This window comes from Methylomonas sp. 11b (genome assembly GCF_000515215.1).
Lineage (GTDB): Bacteria > Pseudomonadota > Gammaproteobacteria > Methylococcales > Methylomonadaceae > Methylomonas.
In genome coordinates this window covers 4,402,140-4,422,173 of record NZ_KI911557.1, presented here as the reverse complement: position 1 = coordinate 4,422,173, position 20,034 = coordinate 4,402,140, and the positions used below count along the sequence as shown (strand labels likewise).

Annotated in this window: 17 protein-coding genes; all 17 read right to left on the bottom strand. The window is 46.6% G+C overall.

The features are described 5' to 3' along the window. Nucleotides 1–66 precede the first annotated feature (66 nt). The 17 genes from METH11B_RS0121325 to METH11B_RS0121250 all read right to left on the bottom strand — a co-directional run bounded on the left by METH11B_RS0121325 (nucleotide 67) and on the right by METH11B_RS0121250 (nucleotide 20,029). Entirely contained in the window at nucleotides 67–2,148 is a 2,082-nt protein-coding gene (locus METH11B_RS0121325) for a hypothetical protein (RefSeq protein WP_026603775.1), read from the bottom strand. A 37-nt stretch (nucleotides 2,149–2,185) separates the two neighbouring features. Then, nucleotides 2,186–2,659, bottom strand: coding sequence for a pilin (locus tag METH11B_RS30025; RefSeq protein ID WP_026603774.1), 474 nt, complete (start codon nucleotides 2,657–2,659; stop codon nucleotides 2,186–2,188). Nucleotides 2,660–2,930: 271 nt separating this feature from the next. After that, nucleotides 2,931–4,694, bottom strand: a complete 1,764-nt coding sequence (locus METH11B_RS0121315; protein ID WP_026603773.1) for an asparagine synthetase B family protein — start codon at nucleotides 4,692–4,694, stop codon at nucleotides 2,931–2,933. 35 nt (nucleotides 4,695–4,729) lie between these two features. Further along, nucleotides 4,730–6,079 (bottom strand): phenylacetate--CoA ligase family protein, encoded by a 1,350-nt coding sequence (locus METH11B_RS0121310; protein ID WP_026603772.1) that lies wholly within the window; start codon nucleotides 6,077–6,079, stop codon nucleotides 4,730–4,732. Next, nucleotides 6,076–7,281 carry a glycosyltransferase gene (locus METH11B_RS0121305; RefSeq protein ID WP_036276301.1) on the bottom strand — a complete coding sequence of 402 codons (1,206 nt, stop codon included), beginning with the start codon at nucleotides 7,279–7,281 and terminating at the stop codon, nucleotides 6,076–6,078. The genes METH11B_RS0121310 and METH11B_RS0121305 overlap by 4 nt, the downstream gene beginning before the upstream one ends. Continuing rightward, complete coding sequence (locus METH11B_RS0121300; protein WP_026603770.1) at nucleotides 7,271–8,488, bottom strand: TIGR04063 family PEP-CTERM/XrtA system glycosyltransferase; 1,218 nt, start codon at nucleotides 8,486–8,488, stop codon at nucleotides 7,271–7,273. The genes METH11B_RS0121305 and METH11B_RS0121300 overlap by 11 nt, the downstream gene beginning before the upstream one ends. Before the next feature lie 64 nt (nucleotides 8,489–8,552). After that, nucleotides 8,553–9,632 carry a nucleotidyltransferase domain-containing protein gene (locus METH11B_RS0121295; RefSeq protein ID WP_026603769.1) on the bottom strand — a complete coding sequence of 360 codons (1,080 nt, stop codon included), beginning with the start codon at nucleotides 9,630–9,632 and terminating at the stop codon, nucleotides 8,553–8,555. Between the two features lie 8 nt (nucleotides 9,633–9,640). After that, nucleotides 9,641–10,546 (bottom strand): HprK-related kinase A, encoded by a 906-nt coding sequence (locus METH11B_RS0121290; protein ID WP_231499651.1) that lies wholly within the window; start codon nucleotides 10,544–10,546, stop codon nucleotides 9,641–9,643. A gap of 5 nt (nucleotides 10,547–10,551) precedes the next feature. Further along, nucleotides 10,552–10,779, bottom strand: a complete 228-nt coding sequence (locus tag METH11B_RS29270; RefSeq protein WP_155931174.1) for a hypothetical protein — start codon at nucleotides 10,777–10,779, stop codon at nucleotides 10,552–10,554. 45 nt (nucleotides 10,780–10,824) lie between these two features. Continuing rightward, complete coding sequence (locus METH11B_RS0121285) at nucleotides 10,825–11,613, bottom strand: hypothetical protein (protein ID WP_026603767.1); 789 nt, start codon at nucleotides 11,611–11,613, stop codon at nucleotides 10,825–10,827. Nucleotides 11,614–11,719: 106 nt separating this feature from the next. Next, nucleotides 11,720–13,603, bottom strand: a complete 1,884-nt coding sequence (locus tag METH11B_RS0121280) for an XrtA/PEP-CTERM system amidotransferase (protein WP_026603766.1) — start codon at nucleotides 13,601–13,603, stop codon at nucleotides 11,720–11,722. Between the two features lie 20 nt (nucleotides 13,604–13,623). After that, nucleotides 13,624–14,760, bottom strand: a complete 1,137-nt coding sequence (locus METH11B_RS0121275; RefSeq protein WP_026603765.1) for a TIGR03088 family PEP-CTERM/XrtA system glycosyltransferase — start codon at nucleotides 14,758–14,760, stop codon at nucleotides 13,624–13,626. Then, nucleotides 14,761–15,966, bottom strand: coding sequence for a TIGR03087 family PEP-CTERM/XrtA system glycosyltransferase (locus METH11B_RS0121270; RefSeq protein WP_026603764.1), 1,206 nt, complete (start codon nucleotides 15,964–15,966; stop codon nucleotides 14,761–14,763). It abuts the gene before it with no gap. Then, nucleotides 15,966–16,985, bottom strand: coding sequence for a FemAB family XrtA/PEP-CTERM system-associated protein (locus METH11B_RS0121265; RefSeq protein WP_026603763.1), 1,020 nt, complete (start codon nucleotides 16,983–16,985; stop codon nucleotides 15,966–15,968). The genes METH11B_RS0121270 and METH11B_RS0121265 overlap by 1 nt, the downstream gene beginning before the upstream one ends. A gap of 6 nt (nucleotides 16,986–16,991) precedes the next feature. Continuing rightward, nucleotides 16,992–17,855: an XrtA system polysaccharide deacetylase gene (locus METH11B_RS0121260; RefSeq protein WP_026603762.1), complete on the bottom strand. Its 864-nt coding sequence runs from the start codon at nucleotides 17,853–17,855 to the stop codon at nucleotides 16,992–16,994. Between the two features lie 6 nt (nucleotides 17,856–17,861). After that, nucleotides 17,862–18,989: a non-hydrolyzing UDP-N-acetylglucosamine 2-epimerase gene (wecB, locus tag METH11B_RS0121255; RefSeq protein WP_036276299.1), complete on the bottom strand. Its 1,128-nt coding sequence runs from the start codon at nucleotides 18,987–18,989 to the stop codon at nucleotides 17,862–17,864. Between the two features lie 5 nt (nucleotides 18,990–18,994). Further along, a complete protein-coding gene (locus METH11B_RS0121250; protein ID WP_026603760.1) occupies nucleotides 18,995–20,029 on the bottom strand; it encodes an XrtA/PEP-CTERM system-associated ATPase in 1,035 nt (344 codons plus the stop codon). Nucleotides 20,030–20,034: the final 5 nt, after the last annotated feature.

Sequence of the window (20,034 nt, the reverse complement as noted above, 5' to 3'; positions counted from 1 at the left end):
GAGGTATTTTAGTGAATTTAAGCCGGGACTGCTCGACAATAACAAGACCGAAAGCTGATGTTTACTTTAAGGCTGCAAATTCGCTTGTAGGGAGACAATGATATCGCGAAGTTTTTGAAATTCTTTTCTGTCAGCTCCGTTTGCCACGCCGCGAGACTCGGCTTCACGCATCACCTGTTCCGCCATATCGAATTTCTTGAGCACCAAATATAAATGCGCCTTTTCGGCGTAGAAATACATTCGGTCTGGAGACATCGCAATAGCCTGATCGACCCCTTCCCAAGCTTTATCAAGCCGCCCTTGAAAGAAATTCAGCTTGGCTTTAATAATATGCATCATGGGCTTATCAGCAAAATCAGCCTGATTCAAGGTGCCATCTACCCACTCCAGAACATCCGGTGCCATGTTAATGCACATTGGATTTTCATTGAGCACACAGTTAGCGGCGGTCCGAATCGTAGTCATGGTACGTAATGTGTAGGTTCGATTTGCTATCCGCCTCAAAATCTCCTGATGAACCAATTTCTTTAAGGCTTGCATGTATTTTTTGTTTAAAATCAAAGGGTCATCATAATATTTTGGCAGGGGAACGTCTTGGCTATCTGGATTGAAGTGATACAAATCGAGCAAACTATTTAACTCGATAAAAACATCGACCAGCGTCGACATTTCAAAGGTGTCGAGCTGCGAAGCGATTAAAAAATACCGATAGCTTTCCTCATTTGCCCCGTACTTTAGCTCCAGAACTTTTGCATACGCACTGGTGGCACGCAGCGACGCTGGGTGATTGCGCATTTCAAAATAGCTAAAACTATTCGCATTAGACCAGACCGCTGATCGGGTATAGGTTGCAAAGGCCAGGCTGATTGTAATGCAAGCATACAAGACGTTGAGCAAACCATTGGAAATTTTTCCTGCGAGCCATTGATACAGTAAAGCTACAAAGCCAATCACAATACCAATACTGGGCAAATAATTACGATGTTCATAGACCAACTCCAGTGCAAATACACTGGACTCCATGACATGCCCTACAAAAAACCAAAGTATCGCAAAATTCAAAAATGCTAATCTTTTTCGGTGACAGTTGTATAGAGCAACTGCAATTAACCCGACAACGCCACCTATTGCCAGTACAGTATTAAAGGGCTGAAACAGGTCTGTGCTCAACGGAAAATCGTCATGCGCCAAGCTTAGTTGGGTGGCATCGGGATAGATAATTAGACCCAGGTAGTAAAACAAAACTCTAGCCTCAGTCATTACTCTTTCTGTGATTGAAAAATCCCTGATCAGGTAGCTGTTTAATAAGTATTGTGGATTAATGATTAAGTAAGCCACTCCCAATAAAACCGGAAGAATCGTGCTAACTGCGTAATACCCGTATACTTTATTGCGGGCTGCCGAAGGGATGGTTGGCAAAAGAGTCAATTCGGCGATAAAGATCAGGGCAGGCAACAGCAGGGCATTTTCCTTACTTAATACACCTAACACGGTGCCTAGTGCACAGCCCGATAGCATTAGAATGATACCAATAGGTTTATCGGCTTGAAATCTACCTTTTAAAAACAACAAAAAACCGCTCAACATGAATAAGCAAGACATGCTGTTCATCCTCTGCACTACGTATAACACCGAAGTGAGTTGCAGGGGATGTAATGCCCAAATTGCGGCGGATAGAAACGCTAATTTTCGTGAGGGAAAAGCTGGAGACACTGCTTTAAAAAGTAGTCGACTCAGAAAAAACACCAAAAAACTGTTGATGATATGAAGTCCAATATTAGTGAGCTTAAAAGCGGTCGGACTGAATTGCTGTCCAGAAAAATAATAATTGAACGCAAAACTTAGACTAGCTAGAGGACGCTTAAAAGGCCCGCTAGTATTAGCACTCCATGCGGCGGACAATTCCTGGCTATTGAAATGCTTCAGTAGCACGCCACTGTTATCGACAATATTTGGATAATCATCCGCTAGAAATGGACCTGCCTTACCAGGATTGTAGATAGCAATCACCGCCATGGCCAAAACCAGCAATATCAAGCCAGTCGACCAAAATAGCGAGGGCCGAACCAGCCATTCCACTAATCGCTTCATTACGGATAAAGGAAAATTGATACTTTCAGTAAACTTTACAAAAAACAAAGGGGGCATTCGCCCCCTCTGCACCTTTCAACTTATAGAATAGCTATCAGGATTTAGGCTGGTATTTGGGGTTGACATTACCCCAAGGAGTGGTTGAGTTTGGCTGCGTTGTAGACCATTGCATTCCAGAGCCGGTATTGCATGTGCCGTGATAAACAACAGTTTGACCACTATTGACCGAGGTACCAATTTGCTTATATGAAATAGACACACTTGCACCCGTGCCGCTCGTACCGGTAAACGTTACCGCACTAACATATTTCCCTGTGATTGCTGTTGCTGTATTAAGCCCAACAGAACCGTTAGTCAGAGAACTAGTCAGAGTTTGTTCGCTACAAGCCACACCACCAGCTGTCAGCGCCGGCGAAGCCAAGCTAGGACCTTCGGATACCTTGGATTTAACGGTGTAATCTTGGTAAGCCGGAATCGCGATAGCGGCCAGAATACCAATGATGGCGACCACGATCATTAACTCGATCAAGGTAAAACCTTGTTGTACTTTTTGCATTTGCTTATTCATAACCACCTTCTTTTTTATGATGAACGGGATTTAAAACTCTTAAAGATATAAACAATTAGCATGCCAACTACTTGCCCAACAAGATTAAAGAATGAAATAAAGAATATTTCACATATCTTTCAATAAGCTACAAAAAATGCTTTCTATAAAAAACCATGACAATATGGAAATATACCTGTAGCCACAACCCTATAAAGCAAGTAGTTTTTGTTCATAACTGACGTTTTTTGTCACTCTCTATAAATCGCTAGTTAATACGGGGATTGTTTGACTACAAACCCTTACCGGCAAACCAAAGCTCCAGCATCATCAACATCCACACTAAATCACCGTAATAGGCGGCATGCACACTTTGATGCATCTCGATAGCATGATCCAAAAAGTCCGGTTTAAAAAACTCGCGCCGCTTCAAATCATTTATTGCGCCATAAGCCAGTTGCTTAAGCGGCTGATGGTCCTTCAGCCAAACGCCGAAAGGCAACCCAAAGCCGTGCTTAGGCTTATTGATAATCCGCTCCGGAAGGAAATCCATCATGGCCTGTTTGTAAAACCAGCGCAGTTTTTGTCCACGCAACTTGTCATTCGAGGGAATTCGGCAAGATAAGTCGAGAATGCGTCGATCCAACAAGGGGTAGCAAACTTCAACACCTGCCATTTCGCACATTCTATTGACTTTGACCAAATCGTTATCGTGGAGCGTATTTTTCCAATCCAGATACAACATACGGTTCAAGGTACTAGCAGACTCCGGCCGCCAATAGTCTTCCCTAAACTGGCGCAAGGGCGCAGAAGTATCAATTTCCGCTAAAAAATCAGCTTGAAAAATGTCTGCCGCAGCATGCCTATGCAAAAAATTGTAGTCCTGTAAGCGGTCTGGCATCGCTGCGTTCGCTTGATCAATATAGCGTTTTGCCTTAAACGGCAACTTCTGCTTAGCTATGACGTCTGGCAGGGCATTTAATGTCGCTTCGAGGCCGGCGCTGAGAAATTTTGGTAAGCGGTGATAATTCTCAAACAACATTTGCTTGGCGTAACGCTCGTTACCCGCAAAAATCTCGTCCCCACCATCACCCGCAAGCAAACGGTCAACACCGTGATCCTTAGCCAACTTCGCGCAATAATACGCTGCCAAGGCCGACGCATTCCCAAACGGCTCATCGTAGTAAGCCGCTATTGCCGGCACGGCATTAACGGTATCCTCGGGAGTGACGTAATACTGGTGTTGCCGCGTATTGAAACGTTGCACTGCAATATTGGCGTACTCGATTTCATCATAGCCGTCAGCGTCAAAACCCATCGAAAAGGTTTTCGCCTTGCCTGGAAATACCTTAGCTAAGGCTCCCGCAACACTGGAACTATCTAGCCCGCCACTCAGAAACGCACCGGTGTTGTCTTCGGTATCGGCCATACCTCTAACCGCTTCGATCAACTGCTGCTGCAATTCCAGGCCGGCTTGCTGCAAATCGCAGGATTGCTCATGAAATACCGGCAGCCAGTAGCGTTTTAAGCTGATTCGTCCGTTGTGATAAACCAGGCATTGCCCGCCTTCCAGCTTTTTAACCTGCCGATAAATCGTTGTGGGGCTGGGACAATGATTGAGATAGATGTAATCAAATACCGCTTGCGGCGCAATGCCGTTACTGACCTGAGGATGACGCACTACAAAATCAGCACTTGAGCCAAATATTAGGCCGTCGGCAATTTCTGCGTAATAGATGTTACTGAGACCGATCGGATCCGTAGCCAACATCAGCAGTTGCTGATTGGTATCAATAAGCAGAAAGGTATCAGCTTCCGGCAAACCGACTAAAAAATCGACGCCGCGACTTAAATAGGCGTCCAACAAACCCTGTGAGCAACCTAATCGCGAACCGGATTGCGGAGCAAGCAACAACGTCCCATTACGGTCCGCAATATCGGTCGCGGTGGTTGAAAAGGCATAATTCTGACCATGCCGAACACTAAATGTCGAATCTGCCGCCGTCATTTGCCCCAGCAAGGCGATAGATTCATCTTTCTGGAGACCGCTCCCCATCCATCCCGCAAATTTTGTCATAGTGGTAGGTGTAATTAAGCCTTGACGTGACTGATCACATAACGGAACTTTCCTGAGCGTTCCTTGGGAATGTAATCAGTGTATTCGATCTTGATAGTAACTGCTTGTCCCAAACGTTTTTTAAATTCGTCGATGATTTTTTGTTCGTAAGTAGCTTGATATTTAAGGGTTTTAACAATTTGTACGGTAGTTTTATCCAAACTATCCTGGGTGATTTTAAATGAATCAACGCCTTCTAAATCGCGCAGCACATAAATCAATGCCAAGCCATGTAATACCGTTCCATCCTGAGCAACTACAAAGTCGGTGGTTCGACCTTGAATCTCCTCCAGTACTGGTAATCCGCGCCCGCAGGCACAAATTTTATCCGACAATATTCCCATATCGCCGGTACGATACCGAATAAATGGAAAATCTCTGGTCGCCATATGCGTAACCACAATTTCACCGAGCTCTCCATTAGGTAAAAGCTGCCCTTGTTTGTCTACAATCTCGACGACAATGTCTTCAGCGGTAATATGCATACTGCCTTCGGGACACTGATGCGCGATAAAGCCGGCATCACGCCCACCATAACCATTCGCGACCGGACAAGCAAACACGCTTTCTATTTTTGTCCGCTGGTGATCATAAAGCCGTTCTGATGTCACGAAAGCCACTTTAATCCCCAAATTATTCAATGCCACGCCCCTCTTCTCAGCATGACTGGCAATGTGAGCCAATGCGGAAGGATAACCAAATAACATTTTCGGGCGAATCTGCTGGATTTGTCGAACAAAGCCGTCCAACTTTTCCGACGACATTTCGAACGCCGGAATCAGATGCGTACGCAACAATTTATCGCGTAACAGGCGAATTTTATCCTGCGCACCTAGTTCAATTGGAGACCCCCAGATTACTGCTTCCGGATCGCCTATATCGACATCCCACCAACGGGTAGCTCGCCATTTTGCCGCGACATCATGACTAACTCGGCGGCTACCTATGTAAAAAATCAATGGCTCTCCACTGGAACCGCCAGTGTTGAAACGCGCGAGCCTTAGAGCATCGTCGGCTTTCATTTCATCAAGATGTTGCCTGATTTCCGGCTTACTCAACAACGGTAGCTCGGCTAATTTTTGCACACTATCGATGTTCGCCGGCTCAAACCCCAAGTTAGCGAACAACTGCCTGTAGTAAGGCACATGAATTTGTACGTCTTGCAGAAAAGCGCGTAAATGTTGCAATTGCAACTGTCTAATCTCGTCGGGTTTTAGCCACTGACTGCGCTCCATGCCGCGCCTAACCTGGACGGTAGTGTGCTTTTTTAAGGCTTCGTGAAGCGGAAAGATCACCGTTGAACAAAAAGACGTATAAAAGCTCATGACTCCACCAGTTTTTTGAATTCCGCCAACAAAATATCCACCCGCTTATCCCAAGAGTTATCAGCCGCATAATTTACAATAGCTTGCCGGCCCCACTGCCGCTGCAGAGCACCATCAAGCGCTAACAATAATGCCTCAGCATCCCCAAACGGCACGATAGTGCCCAGCGCTTTATCAGCAACCACCTCGCGATTGCCGCCAACATCGGTGCTAACCACCGGCAAACCGCAAGCCATGGCTTCCAGAAACACGTTTGCCCAACCTTCGTTAGCGGTCGCTAGCACGAATATGTCAGCCGCCGATAAGGGACCATGCAATTGTTCGGCAGGCATCGCCCCCAGAAAACGAACATGCTGACGAAGATTAAGCGTTTCAACCTGCTGCTCCAGGCGATTACGAATATCGCCTTCCGGACTGGCGCCTCCAACGATCAAGTATAGCAATCTCGGATATTTTTCGATTAATGCCGGCAAAATTTCGATCACCCGATGGAAGCCTTTTCTATCAACCAATCCGCCGACCGAAATCAAGACCTGAACGTCTTCAGGAATTTGCCAATGTTGCCGAGCCTGTTTCTTGTCGACAGGAAAAAACTTTGCGGTATCGATGCCGTTGCCCACCACCCGGATTTTTTCGGCGTCGGCCCCCAAATTAACCACATGCCGTTTTAAGGAATCCGATACCGAAAATACTCGGGCGGCATCGCTGAGGGCTTTCAATAGTCGTTGGCGACGACTGGGTATTTTAGACAACGGTACTTCCGTACCGCGCAACGTAATGGTGACCGGCACCTTAAACCGTTTGCCTAGCAGCGCAGCGGCATAGCCGTCCGGGTAAGCAAAGTGTGCATCGATCAAATTAAACGCAAAGTGCTTTTTTAATCGATAGCAAATTGCCAAGCTGCCAAGCGCCATAAAAAAGCCGTCCCAGGAACGCCCTACGCCAGGTATCGATAAAAAGCGTGGAAAATACACTGAGATACCGTCTTGATCTTCGTATTTATCCGGTTGTGGCCGGTAATCGGGTTTAATCCGTTGAATCAGGCTTTGCAGTGGAAACCAGGGAACCGGCGAAATGACAACCAAAGGGCAATGACGAGCCACTTTGGACATACGCTCGCGAATAAAAACGCCTGCGTTAGGTCTGACTCGACTGGGATACAAAGAACTGAAAACAATCAGTCTTGGCGAGTTATCTGCCATCTTTACCCGCCATTATCCGGCCGTAAACAGCTTGATAATGACTAACGCTTCGCTCCCAATTGCGCTCATCTTCGACATAGCGTCTGCCGGCGCGCCGAACTTGGTCCCATTGATCTTGCTGATTTAGGGCCGCCAACACCGTTTGCGCCAATGCTGCTTTATCGCCAGCCTTGAATAGATAGCCGGTTTCCCGGTCGCGAATCAATTCGTGATGCCCACCGACATCGGACGCCACCAACAATCGGCCTTGGGCCATGGCTTCCAGCGGTTTTAAAGGGGTCACCAGATCGGTTAAGCGCATCGCCAAGCGCGGATAAACGAAGATATCGACCAGATTGTAATAGCGCTGCACTTGATCGTGAGCAACGCGTCCGGGAAGGATTACCCAATCCCGCAAGCCCAACTCCTCAATTTTCTGCACAATCTGTTGCTGTTGCGGCCCACCACCCACTAACAACAAGCGCACATTTGGCTGTTGTTCGATAATCGCCGGCAACGCATCTAACAATAGCAATAAACCCTCGTAGGCATAAAAAGACCCAATAAAGCCGAGCACGATTTTGCCACTCAAACCTAGTTCTGCTTGCAAACTAGGCTCTGCGGCCTCGCCATAGGTAAACTTATCGATATCGACGGCGTTGGGAATCACGGTAATTTTTTCCTCAGCGACTCCGCGCCCGATAATATCTCGGCGCAAACCTTCGCAAATAGTCGTGACGGCATCAGCATGCTTAAACACGTGCGTTTCCAAAGCCTTGGTCAATCGGTAACGTAAACTGCCTTCTTGAGTGGTGCCGTGATCGACGGCCGCATCCTCCCAAAATGCCCGGCATTCGTAGACCAACGGCAGCCCATATTTCTTAGCTACTTTTAATGCCGCAAGCCCGTTCAACGCGGGCGAATGGGCGTGCAGAATGTCCGGCTTGATCTGCGGAATAATTTCATCCAACCGTTCCGCCAACGACTGTACGATGGCCCACTGATTTAAAACCGGCAGTTTCGCTGCCAAACCTTGCGGGATAACAGATCGATAAAAGGTAAGTCCATCAACGGTTTCAACGGAAGCTTCCGCGACTTGATGTTTGGCGGATGTGACGTGAAACGTCTCCCATCCCAGTTTGCGTTGTTGTTCGAGAATCGCACGAGTACGGAAGGTGTATCCGCTGTGCAAAGGAATGGAGTGATCCAGTATATGTAATATCTTCATGTCAAGAACGGGTTAAGGAATGTTCCTATTGGCAACTTGCCTGGTTCGACATGATTGCCATAATTTATGTTTTTTTAGTATTGTCGGCCAGCCGAAACCAAGCCTTTCTGATTAAATGCGGCACTAGTATATGCAAGGGCATTTTTAACCAATGCGAGCGAAGAAACAACAGCCAACGAGCAAAGCCGGTCAGGCTATCCGCGCAGCTACGATGGTGTGGCTTTAGGGCTTGCAAGAAAAGATAGTCCATAACTCGGTTTTTTCCGCGCCCCGCATAGATAGTAGAAGCCTCAATGGCACTATCAGGAATCGGGGTTCCCAATATTTTAGTGGCGTAGCGGAGGGCGTAAAACAAGGGCTTACCCAATCCCAACATTTCTGCTCGATTATGCAGGTTGTCCCAAAAACCCGGATCGTTGCCACTAAACTCGCGGAGAAGCAAATCTATATCGCTCAAATCGCGCAAACCATTTTCAAACTCTCCGCCCCAGAATAAATGGCTGGCGCTATGGAGAACCATATCTTCAGGGGCCAAAACCCAATAATCGGTATCGGTTATCTTAACAGCGGCTTTTAGCAACAACTCGGCATCGGGATATAAATTGCAGGTTTGCGGGAGTATATTGTGATGAATATCCAGCGAAGTCCCACGCTTGATATGCCTAAGTGGCGGCAATTCATGCATCCACCGCTCGTAATAGCGCCGATCATAATTATCCATGGATTCAGGAAGCCATCCATGCCATTTCAAGGCGTCTTTAACCGTTTTCAACTGATATTTAGGCACCAATATGTCGATGTCGCTGAATACGCGTCCCATACCAGCATTCAATCCGGATGCCGAATAAGCGGTGCCTTTCAACAAAATCAACCGAATATTCAAAAGCTTAAAGACCTGCGATAGGTTATATAGTTCCCAATTGACGATGCGTTTTTGAGACAACCAATAAGTCTCAGCTGACTCGAGATGATAAGAAAAATGCTGTGGCGGGTTGAACAATCGAAATTTTTTCCAGAAGAATGCCAGTCTGGACAATACTCCGGCACTCCTCGCTTGCCTTAACAACAGCTCCCAATCGGAATTCGAATCAATACTATCCTTTGCCTTGATCATCAAGTATTCATTCAACAAATCAGGCATCATGCGACTCTCTACCGTACATCATCCAATAATTGCACAAATAAATCAGATGCTTGGTTAAAGTCGCCATCGTAAATGAAATCATACGCCTGACAACTGTTTACCAGACCCACCATGGTTTCAAAACCCTGAGTACCTAGTACACTGTAATTGAATGAAAGGTCCGCCAGCCGCATGAACGCCTCGGCCTTTGCCACCGCGGATAAACTCAAGGATGATTCTGCCTGATATTTCGGAAATACAACCAAGCATGGCAGGGCGGTTTGGTCAGCTTTTGACACAGAGTCGGTGGGTGGCTTCATCAGGCAAACCGATCCTTTCAAAGTATCGTGAACAACAGGACTGAATTGGCAAAATGGAAAAGTATCCGCTACCACCGATATAGATTCGTTTTTCAAACTAACCGGACGCGGAACGGGAACAACATAACCGGTTGCGCGATCCACCAAAGTCAATTCATCAGATAATAGTCGCCAACCGTTGTTGATTAATGCTGCGCACAATGTGCTCTTACCTGACCCCGGCGCACCAGGTAAAATTAATGCTTTACCGTTTCGTTCCACTACGGCGGCGTGAACGATTAGAAACCGGTGTGAGTAGCCGGATATACACCAGTTCAATCCCCATTCAAAAAATGGAAATGCCTGCGCATAAGGCAAAGGCTTGAAAGGAATAAATTGATCAAAGGCAAATAGCACCTGTTTGCGAAAGAAACGTCTTACGCCCACTGGCTGAATTAAGCGAACATAAAAGTCGCAAAAAGTATCTGGGGGCAATATCGCATAGTCAGAGTAAAGCTCGAGGATACCTTGCTGAACTGACGATATAGCAGAATGAATTCTAATTGAAAAAGGACCAATCCTGACGACAAATTGCCCGGACGCTATCAAAGATGAAGTGGAATTAGGTCCGCTCAAAATATTTATATATTTTCAACAACATGAAGGCTCTGCAATACGCCTAACATGCCCGCTAAAGATTGCTGATCAACTCTCTGTAACCCTGCATTAATAGCCATACCTAGCAAGGCTGATTCACAAATCGGTGCTTGGGATTCCATAATCGTCAATAAAATTAAGCTTGCCGCCTCATCTAAACGATGAGTTTCTCCACTACCGTGATGAAATACTACGACCTGCTTATCAAGCAATACTATCTGAACAGGAAAACTTGAGGAAAGAGTCCAAGCCACAAATTAAAGAGGAACCAGACTTCTAAGTAACTCCTTAGCCGCTTCAGAATTAGAAACTAACAAACTCCCGTCATAAAAACTGTTTGCTGAATTAATTCCCAGAAGGTAAAGTTTTTTGATGTCTTCGGCGCTTACATCAGGTATTAAACCTAAGCTAGCGTTGAGATAATCAACACTAGCGGCTCCCCGGATGTCCACACTAGGGCTATAAAACAATGTTTCAAAAAACGTGGTCGCGGCTGATGCCGAACCAAATACGGATGAAAAAGTAGTTGCACTATAAGTTTCAGTGGTCTTTCCTGAGCTATCTACATTGACGCCGGTCTTAGGAAAGTTATTGACTATCAGTTGACACATCTTGATTTGGGCGGGTGTTGAAGCGTTTACCCAACTATTAGCTTTATAATACTTGTAAGTATAGTTAGTGGTATTTTTCGGCCACGATTTATTAACCAAAAAAGGATTGATCCTCGCGGCGATCCAGTCGTTGATATTTGGATGGGTGCCTGACTGAGTATTTACATCAATGGTATCGACATTACCCCTCCAGGCTAAAGCTGTATGCCCGGCCCTACAAACCGACATGTCCTCGGAATGACTTGACACATTGCCTGATTGCACTCCTGAGATAGTACACTGATACACACTGCCTAAAGCTGTCTTACTTGTGAGCGTCATTAAAACTGGCGCGATCACCCCGGCTTTCGCGAAAGATCTTCTGGATTTATCAAGTGATCTACCAACGTTCTGGGATTCTTCTGCAGTACGTTTCTTTTCATCTATTCTGTTCATCTGGAACCCTCTTAAATTAAACTTTGAATTGGTTCGCACTCTAGCAAAATACCTTGTATCTGTCTATTGCACACAGGTACAGATCCAGAATTTGAAAGTCGATCATTTAACTATTTCGAAGAAACGCTTCAAACATCAGCAATGACCAAATCGACGCGCTGTAATCGCGCAACCCGGACTGGTGTTGACTAACCAAATGATGCAAATAAGCCTCATCAAACCAACCGGTACTTTTCAGGGTTTCTCCCAACAATGCCTGCTGAACACGCAGCTTTAACGGCCCTCTAAACCAACTACTCAATGGCACTGCAAACCCCATTTTGGGCCTGTAAAGAATATCACTGGGCAAATAAGGTTCCAACGCTTTCTTAAAAAGATATTTACCTTCTCGCCCATGTAGCTTTAAATCGGGCGGCAAGGTCGCCATCCATTCGACTAGTTTATGATCCAACAGAGGTACTCGCACTTCCAGGGCATGAGCCATACTTGCCCGATCAACTTTAGTCAGAATATCGCCAGCCAGATAAGTTTTTAAATCCAAATATTGCACCATTGACAATGGATGATCAGGGGCTTGCTGACTATACCGACGGAATACTTCAATAGCTTGATAACCCTGCAACTCGCTCTTTAGACTATCGCTAAATAATTGGCTGCGCATGCCGTTGGAGAGTACCGACACACTATGAAAATAACCCGCCATCGAGTCTCTACCGATAGACTCGAGCGTGGTCTTCGCCCTCAATACCTTTGGCGCCCAATCCAGCTTCGGATATACCTTGCCTAAGGTAGAGAACAAAGGCATCCGCAACGCATCAGGCAATAATGCCCTCATCCTCTCTTCATAGGTATGCCAGCGATAGCGCCGGTAGCCAGCCAGATTTTCGTCGCCGCCATCGCCGGACAACACCACCGTCACCTGTTTCTTGGCCAATTCGCAAACCCGGTAAGTAGGTAACGCAGAACTGTCGGCATATGGCTCGTCATACAAACCGGACAATTGATCAATCAAACTAAAGTCTTCGGGATCGACTTGTTCGACTCGGTGTGCGGTGTGGTAACGGTCCGCAATCTGAGCAGCAAATTGCGCTTCGTTAAATTTAGGATCGCCGAAGGAAATCGAACAAGTATTGACCGGATCTTTGGATAGTCCCGCCATCAATGCCACTACGCCACTGGAGTCAACGCCGCCAGACAGAAAGGCCCCCAACGGCACGTCAGCGACCATTCGAATTTTCACGGCTTCTCGCAAGCGCTCGATTAACTCTTCACCGGCTTCGGCTACGTTGCCCGCAGAAGCTGTCTGAAATTTAACGTCCCAATATTGTTTAGGTCGAAAGCCTTTCTGCCCTCGTTTAATCGTTAGACAATATCCGGGCTCAAGCTTATAAACACCTTTATATATGGTTTTTGGATCGGGAATATACCCAAAGCCGAAATAGTCTTCTACCGCAGTAGGGTCAACATTTTTAGGCAGTAAAGGGTGTTGTTTCAATGCTTTCAGTTCGGAACCGAAAATGAACTGACCGTTACTTAATTCGGCATAAAACAGCGGTTTTACACCGAGACGATCTCTGGCCAAAAATAATGTTTGCCGCGGCCTATCCCAAATCCCAAATGCAAACATGCCGCGCAAGCGTTCCACGCAAGACTCACCCCAAGCTTGCCAAGCATAGAGAATGACTTCTGTATCGCAATGAGTCCTGAAGCTAAAGCCCAATGCCTCCAATTCTTCTCGCAATTCCGGAAAATTATAGACTTCGCCGTTATAGGTCAGCACCACATTGCCATCCTGACTATGCATGGGTTGCTGACCGCTGGACAAGTCAATAATGGACAGTCTGCGATGCCCAAACCCCAAACCAGGCTCGGTATGCAAACCGCCTTCGTCTGGCCCCCGGTGAAACTGGGATTCGTTCATCCGCGACAACAAATTGCGGTCTATTTCACTAGCACCTGTAATATCGAAAATACCGACTATGCCGCACATATGAGTTCTCTCTGAATCATTTACTGCTTGTCATAAACTTGCCGATAGCGGTTCACCATGCTATCGATTGAAAATTCCGCCTGAATCCGCTGAAGCGAAGCTTCGCCTAAATGTCGCCGTTTGCCGTCATCCAGCACCAACTCGCGCATTGCAGATGACATGCCCTTTACATCCTCTTTTTCTACCAGACACCCGGTTTTTCCGTCCAGCACCAGCTCGGGGTTGCCGCCGACTCGAGTGGCGATAACCGGCAAACCGCTAGCCATCGCCTCCAATATAGTATTGGAAATACCTTCCGCCTTTGAAGGCAATACGAAAATATCAAGGCTGCGCAAAATTTGGGGAATGTCGTCACGCTCGCCGGGTAACCAGGCTTTATCGATCAGGCTGGCGGTATTTAACAATTCAATCGCTTCTGCTCGCAAAGGCCCGTCGCCAATCAAAATCAAACGGGCAATTTGGGCAAATTCCGGAAAGTTTTCACAGGCATCGATAAATGCCCTAACCAGCGTCAATTGATCTTTCACGCCGTGCATGCGTCCAACTGTACCAATCACCAACTTTTGATCCAAATTCAGCGAGCAACCGTCCGGTATTTGTCTAATTCCGGAACGAGGATAAAACGTTTTGGTATCGACGCCGTTACAGATGCGCGTGATTTTATCTGAAGAAATGCCCACTCGATTCAGCAGATAATCCTGTAAATGCTGCGATAAGGGAATGAAGCGATCAATGATTGAACCCAATATGCGCCGCAGCCATTGATACTTGATATTAGTGCCGTCCGGATCGAAAACATCCCAACCATGCTCGCCATGCACCCGGTAAGGCACGCCGGCTAACAACGCGCAAGCCTGATATTCGATTGCCGCTAAATTACGGGTATGCACGATAGCGGGTTGCCATTGTTTCAACAAGCGATAGACTGTATAAAACGATGCCCAATCCTGCCCTGGTCGCTTATGCAACTCATGGACAAGCACATCTTGCCGCTTAATACGTTGGCTAAATTCGGTGCTATCCGCCAAACAGATAATGGCGTGCCGGTAATTGTTTTCCGGCAAATTGTTAATGATATTGACCAGACCGTTCTCCAGCCCGCCAATGCCAAGCCGATAAATGATGTGCACGATTAAGGGCGGCAACTGTCTGGACATTTAAGCAGACTCGCCCTCTAACAATCGGCACAAGCGTTGGCCGTTTTGCTCCCAACTGAAATCGCTTTCTACATAGCGGCGATTGACGTTAGCGGATTCGACCGGCTGCTCCAAAAACCGTAAAACTTGGTTGGCAAAGTCTTCCGGAGCGTCGGCTATCGCCACTTCCAAATTCGCCCCGCCCGGAATGCCTTCCATAGCCGCCGAGGTAGCCACTATCGGCTTGGCCATCGCCATGGCTTCCAGGACTTTGTTTTGAATGCCTCTGGCGATCCGTAAAGGCGCAACGACAACGTCCGCGTAAGCAACATAGGGCCTGACATCGTCAACCCGACCGGTCACAACTACGGCGGGATCTTTATCCGCCAGTTGCAACACTTCTTTGGCAGGCTTGGAACCCACTATGTAAAAATATACGTCAGGCAGGCGGTTTTTAATAATAGGGAACACCTGCTCGGCAAACCATTTGACCGCATCAACATTGGCCCAATAATCCATCGCTCCCGTGAAAACTACAGCCCGCTGCTTGGCCGGGAAGGGCATTTGCCATGACAAATCCGGATCGAACCTATCCGTATCCACTCCGTTGTTTACAAAACCAATTTTGCTTGCCGATTCAGGCGCCAACGTTTTGAACAAACCTGCTTCTTGTTCGGATACGAATATTGTCGCATCGGCCCTACCGGCGATACGGCGCTCATAAGTCAACAATTTCTCGGCTTCTCGCCGATAGATCCAACTTGCGGGCCAATGCTTACTAAGCGCATATTGCCGCCACTTGTCGGAATCGACATCGACAAAATCGGCCACCCAGTGCAAGTTTGTATATTTCTCAACATATTGCGCCATTGGCGACGAAAAGATCATTACCCGCTCGACACCCTGTTCGTGGATAGTCTTATCTACCCATTCCTGCAATTCGCGGTTACGGTAATACGGCAAACTCAAGGCTTCTCCATTCAGCAAGCCTATCAAACTTTTAATTTTACCTATCTTCGGATTTAATTCGATACAGCGAGTATCTGCACAGAAAGACTTTAAGGCGTCGATATGTTGCTTATCATCAGGGTCATCGATAAAGGTACCGAGGAATATCCGGTATTCGACCGCCAAAGCGAGCAAAAAATGAAAAGAACGAATTTTATCGCCCTTATTAGGTGGATAAGGAATACGATGGACTAAGTAAAGTAATTTAGGCTTTTCCATTAGCCTAAGTCCTTGGCAAGCCAAGGGCCGACCAGCTGACTAACCGGCAAAGGCAAGCGCTTCCAAGCCGCAATAAACAAGCGGTATTTAGGATTGAGCGGATTGATTTCGGGTATTTGTTTCGCTTTAACCAAATCAACCTCGTAATAGAGAGGTTCCGGTTCGAAACCCCAGTGCTTTTTAAAGCGATAAGAGCCTGTGCCAACTTTACTGCGACCGTAATCGAAAACCCGGCATCCCTTTTCCACCGCACGCCGCATCACTTCCCAATACATGAAATCGTTGCCTTTCAAATCACGGGCCGCGTCGGTGCCGCCGCCGTAATAAGGCAAAACCTCGTCCTTAAAATAAAAACTCATCACACTGGCGACCAGCTGACTTTCGTGCTCTATCGTTAGCACCTCGCAACGCTCGCCGAATACATCCTGCAAAATTTGAAAATATTTTTTCGGAAATACCGGGGTGCCCAGGTTCCTGACACTTTCAGAATAGGCGCGGTATAGACGTTCGACATTGTCGTCTATGACACTTGTAAGACCGGCTTTGATGCCAGCCCGCACCATAGCCCGCTGCTTGCGTGGGATTGCATTTAGATTTTTTTCAACGTCTGGATCGAGTTCTTTTCTAAACGTGACATAGAGTTCTTTATGCGGCCAATCAGGATGCTTCTGTTGCCGATTTCTCATTTCCAGACTATCCACGCCCAATTCCCTGGCCAGTTCTTGGGCTTTGGTTTGCAACGCTGCGAAGGCTTCATCATTGCTCGCGACAATTCCGCCATAAACACAAAACGCGTTTGACACCAAAGAATTGCCAAATAACAAGCTATTGACATGGGTCAAAGGCAAAATACCGGTGATTTCGCCACCTTGTTCTGCGTAGAAATAGTAAGTATCGTGGCCGAAGGCTTGTTTAATTACCTGCTGCCAAGCTGATAAATGAAAAAAGCTGCCATCGGCCGCAGCCATGACATAGTGATCCCAACGCTCTCTTTGGGCTGGCTCAAGTAATTTGATCATGACTAACTATGATGATTTGTCTGTTTGTTTGCTTAGAAACACATTCTGCATGGTGTCCCAAGCAAAATCGGACAGTAAACTGTTAAGGCGATTTTGCATTCGACCCAGATTCAAATAATGTCTGAAACGAGTTTTAAACGATAGATCATGTTGCCGCGGCTGTTCAGGATCTATTTCCCAAGGGTGAAAATAAAAAATTCCAGACTGATTTTCGTGTTTATTGAGGTGGCTGTAAGCCCACTTCGAAAACTGATAGGGATACAATCGAAAAAATCCACCGCCACCGCAGGGGACATTACGATCCAGGATTTTCAAAGTAGTAATCGGTATTTCTAAAAGTTTGGGTGCGTTATCCGGCCTGTAGGCGAAGCGGGGAGCGCTCGGCATACCGTATAAATCGTGTTTTACAGGATATATACTGGAACTGTACTGAAAGCCCTCGTCTTCCAATACCTGAAGCGCCCAGAGATTCTTAGCGCCTATCGAATAGCTAGCGGCGCGATAACCCACAATTGGCTCACCGCCGATGTCTTCGAGAATCTGCCGGCTAATTCTAAGATCTTCCCGGAACTGTTCCGGTGTTTGTTCGGTTACGCGGGTATGTTGATAACCGTGCGAAGCGAGTTCGTGCCCTTCATCGACAATCCGCCGAACCAGCTGCGGATAACGTTCGGCTACCCAGCCCAAGGTAAAAAAAGTGGCTTTTACCTGATGTTGCGCAAATAAATCCAAAATCCTCTGGGTATTCTGTTCTACCCGGTGCGGCAGAGCATCCCACTGACTACGCTGAATATTCGCCTCAAAAGCCGAGACCTGAAAATAATCCTCGACATCGACCGTCATGGCATTAACCCGTACAGGCAAATTCATATAGCCTTACCCTGCCAACTCATAACGACGCACAATTTCATCGACGATGCGACCAGCGGCTTTACCATCCCAATATTCCGGGACTCGGCCACTTTTACCACCAGTGAGCAAAATATCATCAACGCATTGCATGATTTTAGCCCGATCAGTTCCCACAATAGTATTAGTACCCTCGGTGATCGTGATCGGCCTTTCGGTATTTTCCCGCAAAGTCACACAAGGTACACCCAATGCGGTGGTTTCTTCCTGTAAACCACCGGAGTCAGTCAAAACCAATTGGGCGGATTGCATCAAACCGAGCATTTCCAAATATGCCACCGGAGGCAACATAATCACCCTCTGTTGCGGCAATATTTGCAGCAAACCCGCTTCCACAATTTTTTGCTGTGTACGTGGGTGGACCGGAAATATCACCGGGAGTTTTTCACTGATATCCCCTACCACCCGAACCAAGCGCGCCAGTGTTTCGGGGTCGTCAACATTAGAAGGCCTGTGTAGCGTTAACAAGGCATAAGCTTTTTCCGAAACAACCTGCTTAGAACCGTATCGCAGCAATGTTTCCGCCAAAGAAGAGGCTTGTTGGCAGTTAGCCAGAAGCGTGTCGATCATCACATTACCGGTAAAGCATATCCGCTGTTCGGCAATACCTTCCTTAATCAAATTGTCCGCCGCCGCACGTTCCGTGGTGAATAGCAGGTCTGAGATTTGGTCTGTCAAAATCCGGTTAATCTCTTCCGGCATTTGCCGATCATAACTTCTCAAACCGGCTTCAACATGGATCAATGGAATATTTTTTTTAACTGCGACCAACCCGCAGGCGATGGTTGAATTGACATCACCCACTACCAACACGGCAAAAGGCTTAACCTCATCCAAAACCGGCTCAAACCGCAACATGACATTTGCAGTCTGCATTGCATGACTGCCGGATCCAACACCCAAATCTTTGTCAGGTTCAGGAATACCGAGCTGTTGGAAAAAAGTATCTTTCATGGCTTGGTCGTAATGCTGACCGGTATGCACCAAATAAGGTGTCACCAAATGCCTAACTGCTTGTAACTGCCTAATAATTGGCGCCATTTTCATGAAATTAGGTCGCGCGCCAACCACGCAAACCAAGACTTTAGGGAACATTTTTGTTAATCCAGGGAGGTTGTTGTATCGCTGTAAACTGCATCCATATCCAATTGCAGCAAAATAGCTTTTCTAAGCAGCGCTTTTTCTTTATTCAGACTGTTTCTAAGATTGGTGACAAGATCTTCGAGTCTGGCAATCCGATGCTCGAGAGACTCTGAATCAGCACCACTGAAACGATGTAACGGAGGCATGGAACTCTCATACTCCTCGTCAGCAACCTCGAGCAACATTTCTTCCTTAACCTCGACGATAACTTTAGTTACTGCCTGTTCGTCCAACAGCTTCAACTCTTCCAAATAACCGAACAACAGCAGACGGTCACACAAGGAATTAATGCGTCTAGGAATACCTCCACTAAACTCGTGAATAGCCTCAAAAACACTTGGCGTAAACTCAGGAGTCCCAGACCAACCAGCAGTTTGCAACCTAAAAAGTATATATTCTTTGGTCTCTTCCAAATCCAACGGATCAAGCTGAAATGTAGAGACAATGCGCTGCTTTAGCTGCTCCATATCCGCAGAGTAAATGGTGCGTTTCAATTCGGGTTGCCCAATCAAAAACACCTGAAAAACAGGATTGCCATTAACATCCAAATTGGTAAGCATACGCAATTCTTCCAAGGATTGTTTTGGCAAATTCTGAGCTTCATCGACGATTAAAAGCAATCGCCTTCCTTCTCTGGCTTTTTCAGCGATAAACTTTTCAAACCCAGATAATAAACTGGCCTTATCCGTCAGAGAAAATGAAAAACCAAATGTCGATGCCGCCATCCTCAAGGTGTCTTCGGGACCCACTTGAGAAGTCATCATCACCCCAATTAACAACTTCTCTTTGTTCAAATTTTTTATCAAACTCTTTACCAGCATAGTTTTACCCGTGCCAGGCGAGCCTATAACGAGAACAAAGCCCTCACCCTGCGTCAAGCCGTAATGCATATAAGCTAAAGCACGTTTATGTACAGAGCTTTGGAAAAAAAAATCTGGATCAGCGCTAAGCTGAAAAGGCTTTTGGGTGAGATTATAAAATCCGTCGTACATGTATT

What these genes read in the sequence shown, in the direction of transcription:
- METH11B_RS0121325 (WP_026603775.1), bottom strand. Translation starts at nt 2,148, where the DNA reads ATGCCCCCTTTGTTTTTTGTAAAGTTTACTGAAAGTATCAATTTTCCT.
- METH11B_RS0121295 (WP_026603769.1), bottom strand. Translation starts at nt 9,632, where the DNA reads ATGATGCCTGATTTGTTGAATGAATACTTGATGATCAAGGCAAAGGAT.
- METH11B_RS0121250 (WP_026603760.1), bottom strand. Translation starts at nt 20,029, where the DNA reads ATGTACGACGGATTTTATAATCTCACCCAAAAGCCTTTTCAGCTTAGC.
- METH11B_RS0121305 (WP_036276301.1), bottom strand. Translation starts at nt 7,281, where the DNA reads ATGGCAGATAACTCGCCAAGACTGATTGTTTTCAGTTCTTTGTATCCC.
- METH11B_RS30025 (WP_026603774.1), bottom strand. Translation starts at nt 2,659, where the DNA reads ATGAATAAGCAAATGCAAAAAGTACAACAAGGTTTTACCTTGATCGAG.
- METH11B_RS0121280 (WP_026603766.1), bottom strand. Translation starts at nt 13,603, where the DNA reads ATGTGCGGCATAGTCGGTATTTTCGATATTACAGGTGCTAGTGAAATA.
- METH11B_RS0121300 (WP_026603770.1), bottom strand. Translation starts at nt 8,488, where the DNA reads ATGAAGATATTACATATACTGGATCACTCCATTCCTTTGCACAGCGGA.
- METH11B_RS0121270 (WP_026603764.1), bottom strand. Translation starts at nt 15,966, where the DNA reads ATGGAAAAGCCTAAATTACTTTACTTAGTCCATCGTATTCCTTATCCA.
- METH11B_RS0121275 (WP_026603765.1), bottom strand. Translation starts at nt 14,760, where the DNA reads ATGTCCAGACAGTTGCCGCCCTTAATCGTGCACATCATTTATCGGCTT.
- METH11B_RS0121285 (WP_026603767.1), bottom strand. Translation starts at nt 11,613, where the DNA reads ATGAACAGAATAGATGAAAAGAAACGTACTGCAGAAGAATCCCAGAAC.
- METH11B_RS0121315 (WP_026603773.1), bottom strand. Translation starts at nt 4,694, where the DNA reads ATGGGGAGCGGTCTCCAGAAAGATGAATCTATCGCCTTGCTGGGGCAA.
- METH11B_RS0121265 (WP_026603763.1), bottom strand. Translation starts at nt 16,985, where the DNA reads ATGATCAAATTACTTGAGCCAGCCCAAAGAGAGCGTTGGGATCACTAT.
- wecB (WP_036276299.1), bottom strand. Translation starts at nt 18,989, where the DNA reads ATGTTCCCTAAAGTCTTGGTTTGCGTGGTTGGCGCGCGACCTAATTTC.
- METH11B_RS0121260 (WP_026603762.1), bottom strand. Translation starts at nt 17,855, where the DNA reads ATGAATTTGCCTGTACGGGTTAATGCCATGACGGTCGATGTCGAGGAT.
- METH11B_RS0121310 (WP_026603772.1), bottom strand. Translation starts at nt 6,079, where the DNA reads ATGAGCTTTTATACGTCTTTTTGTTCAACGGTGATCTTTCCGCTTCAC.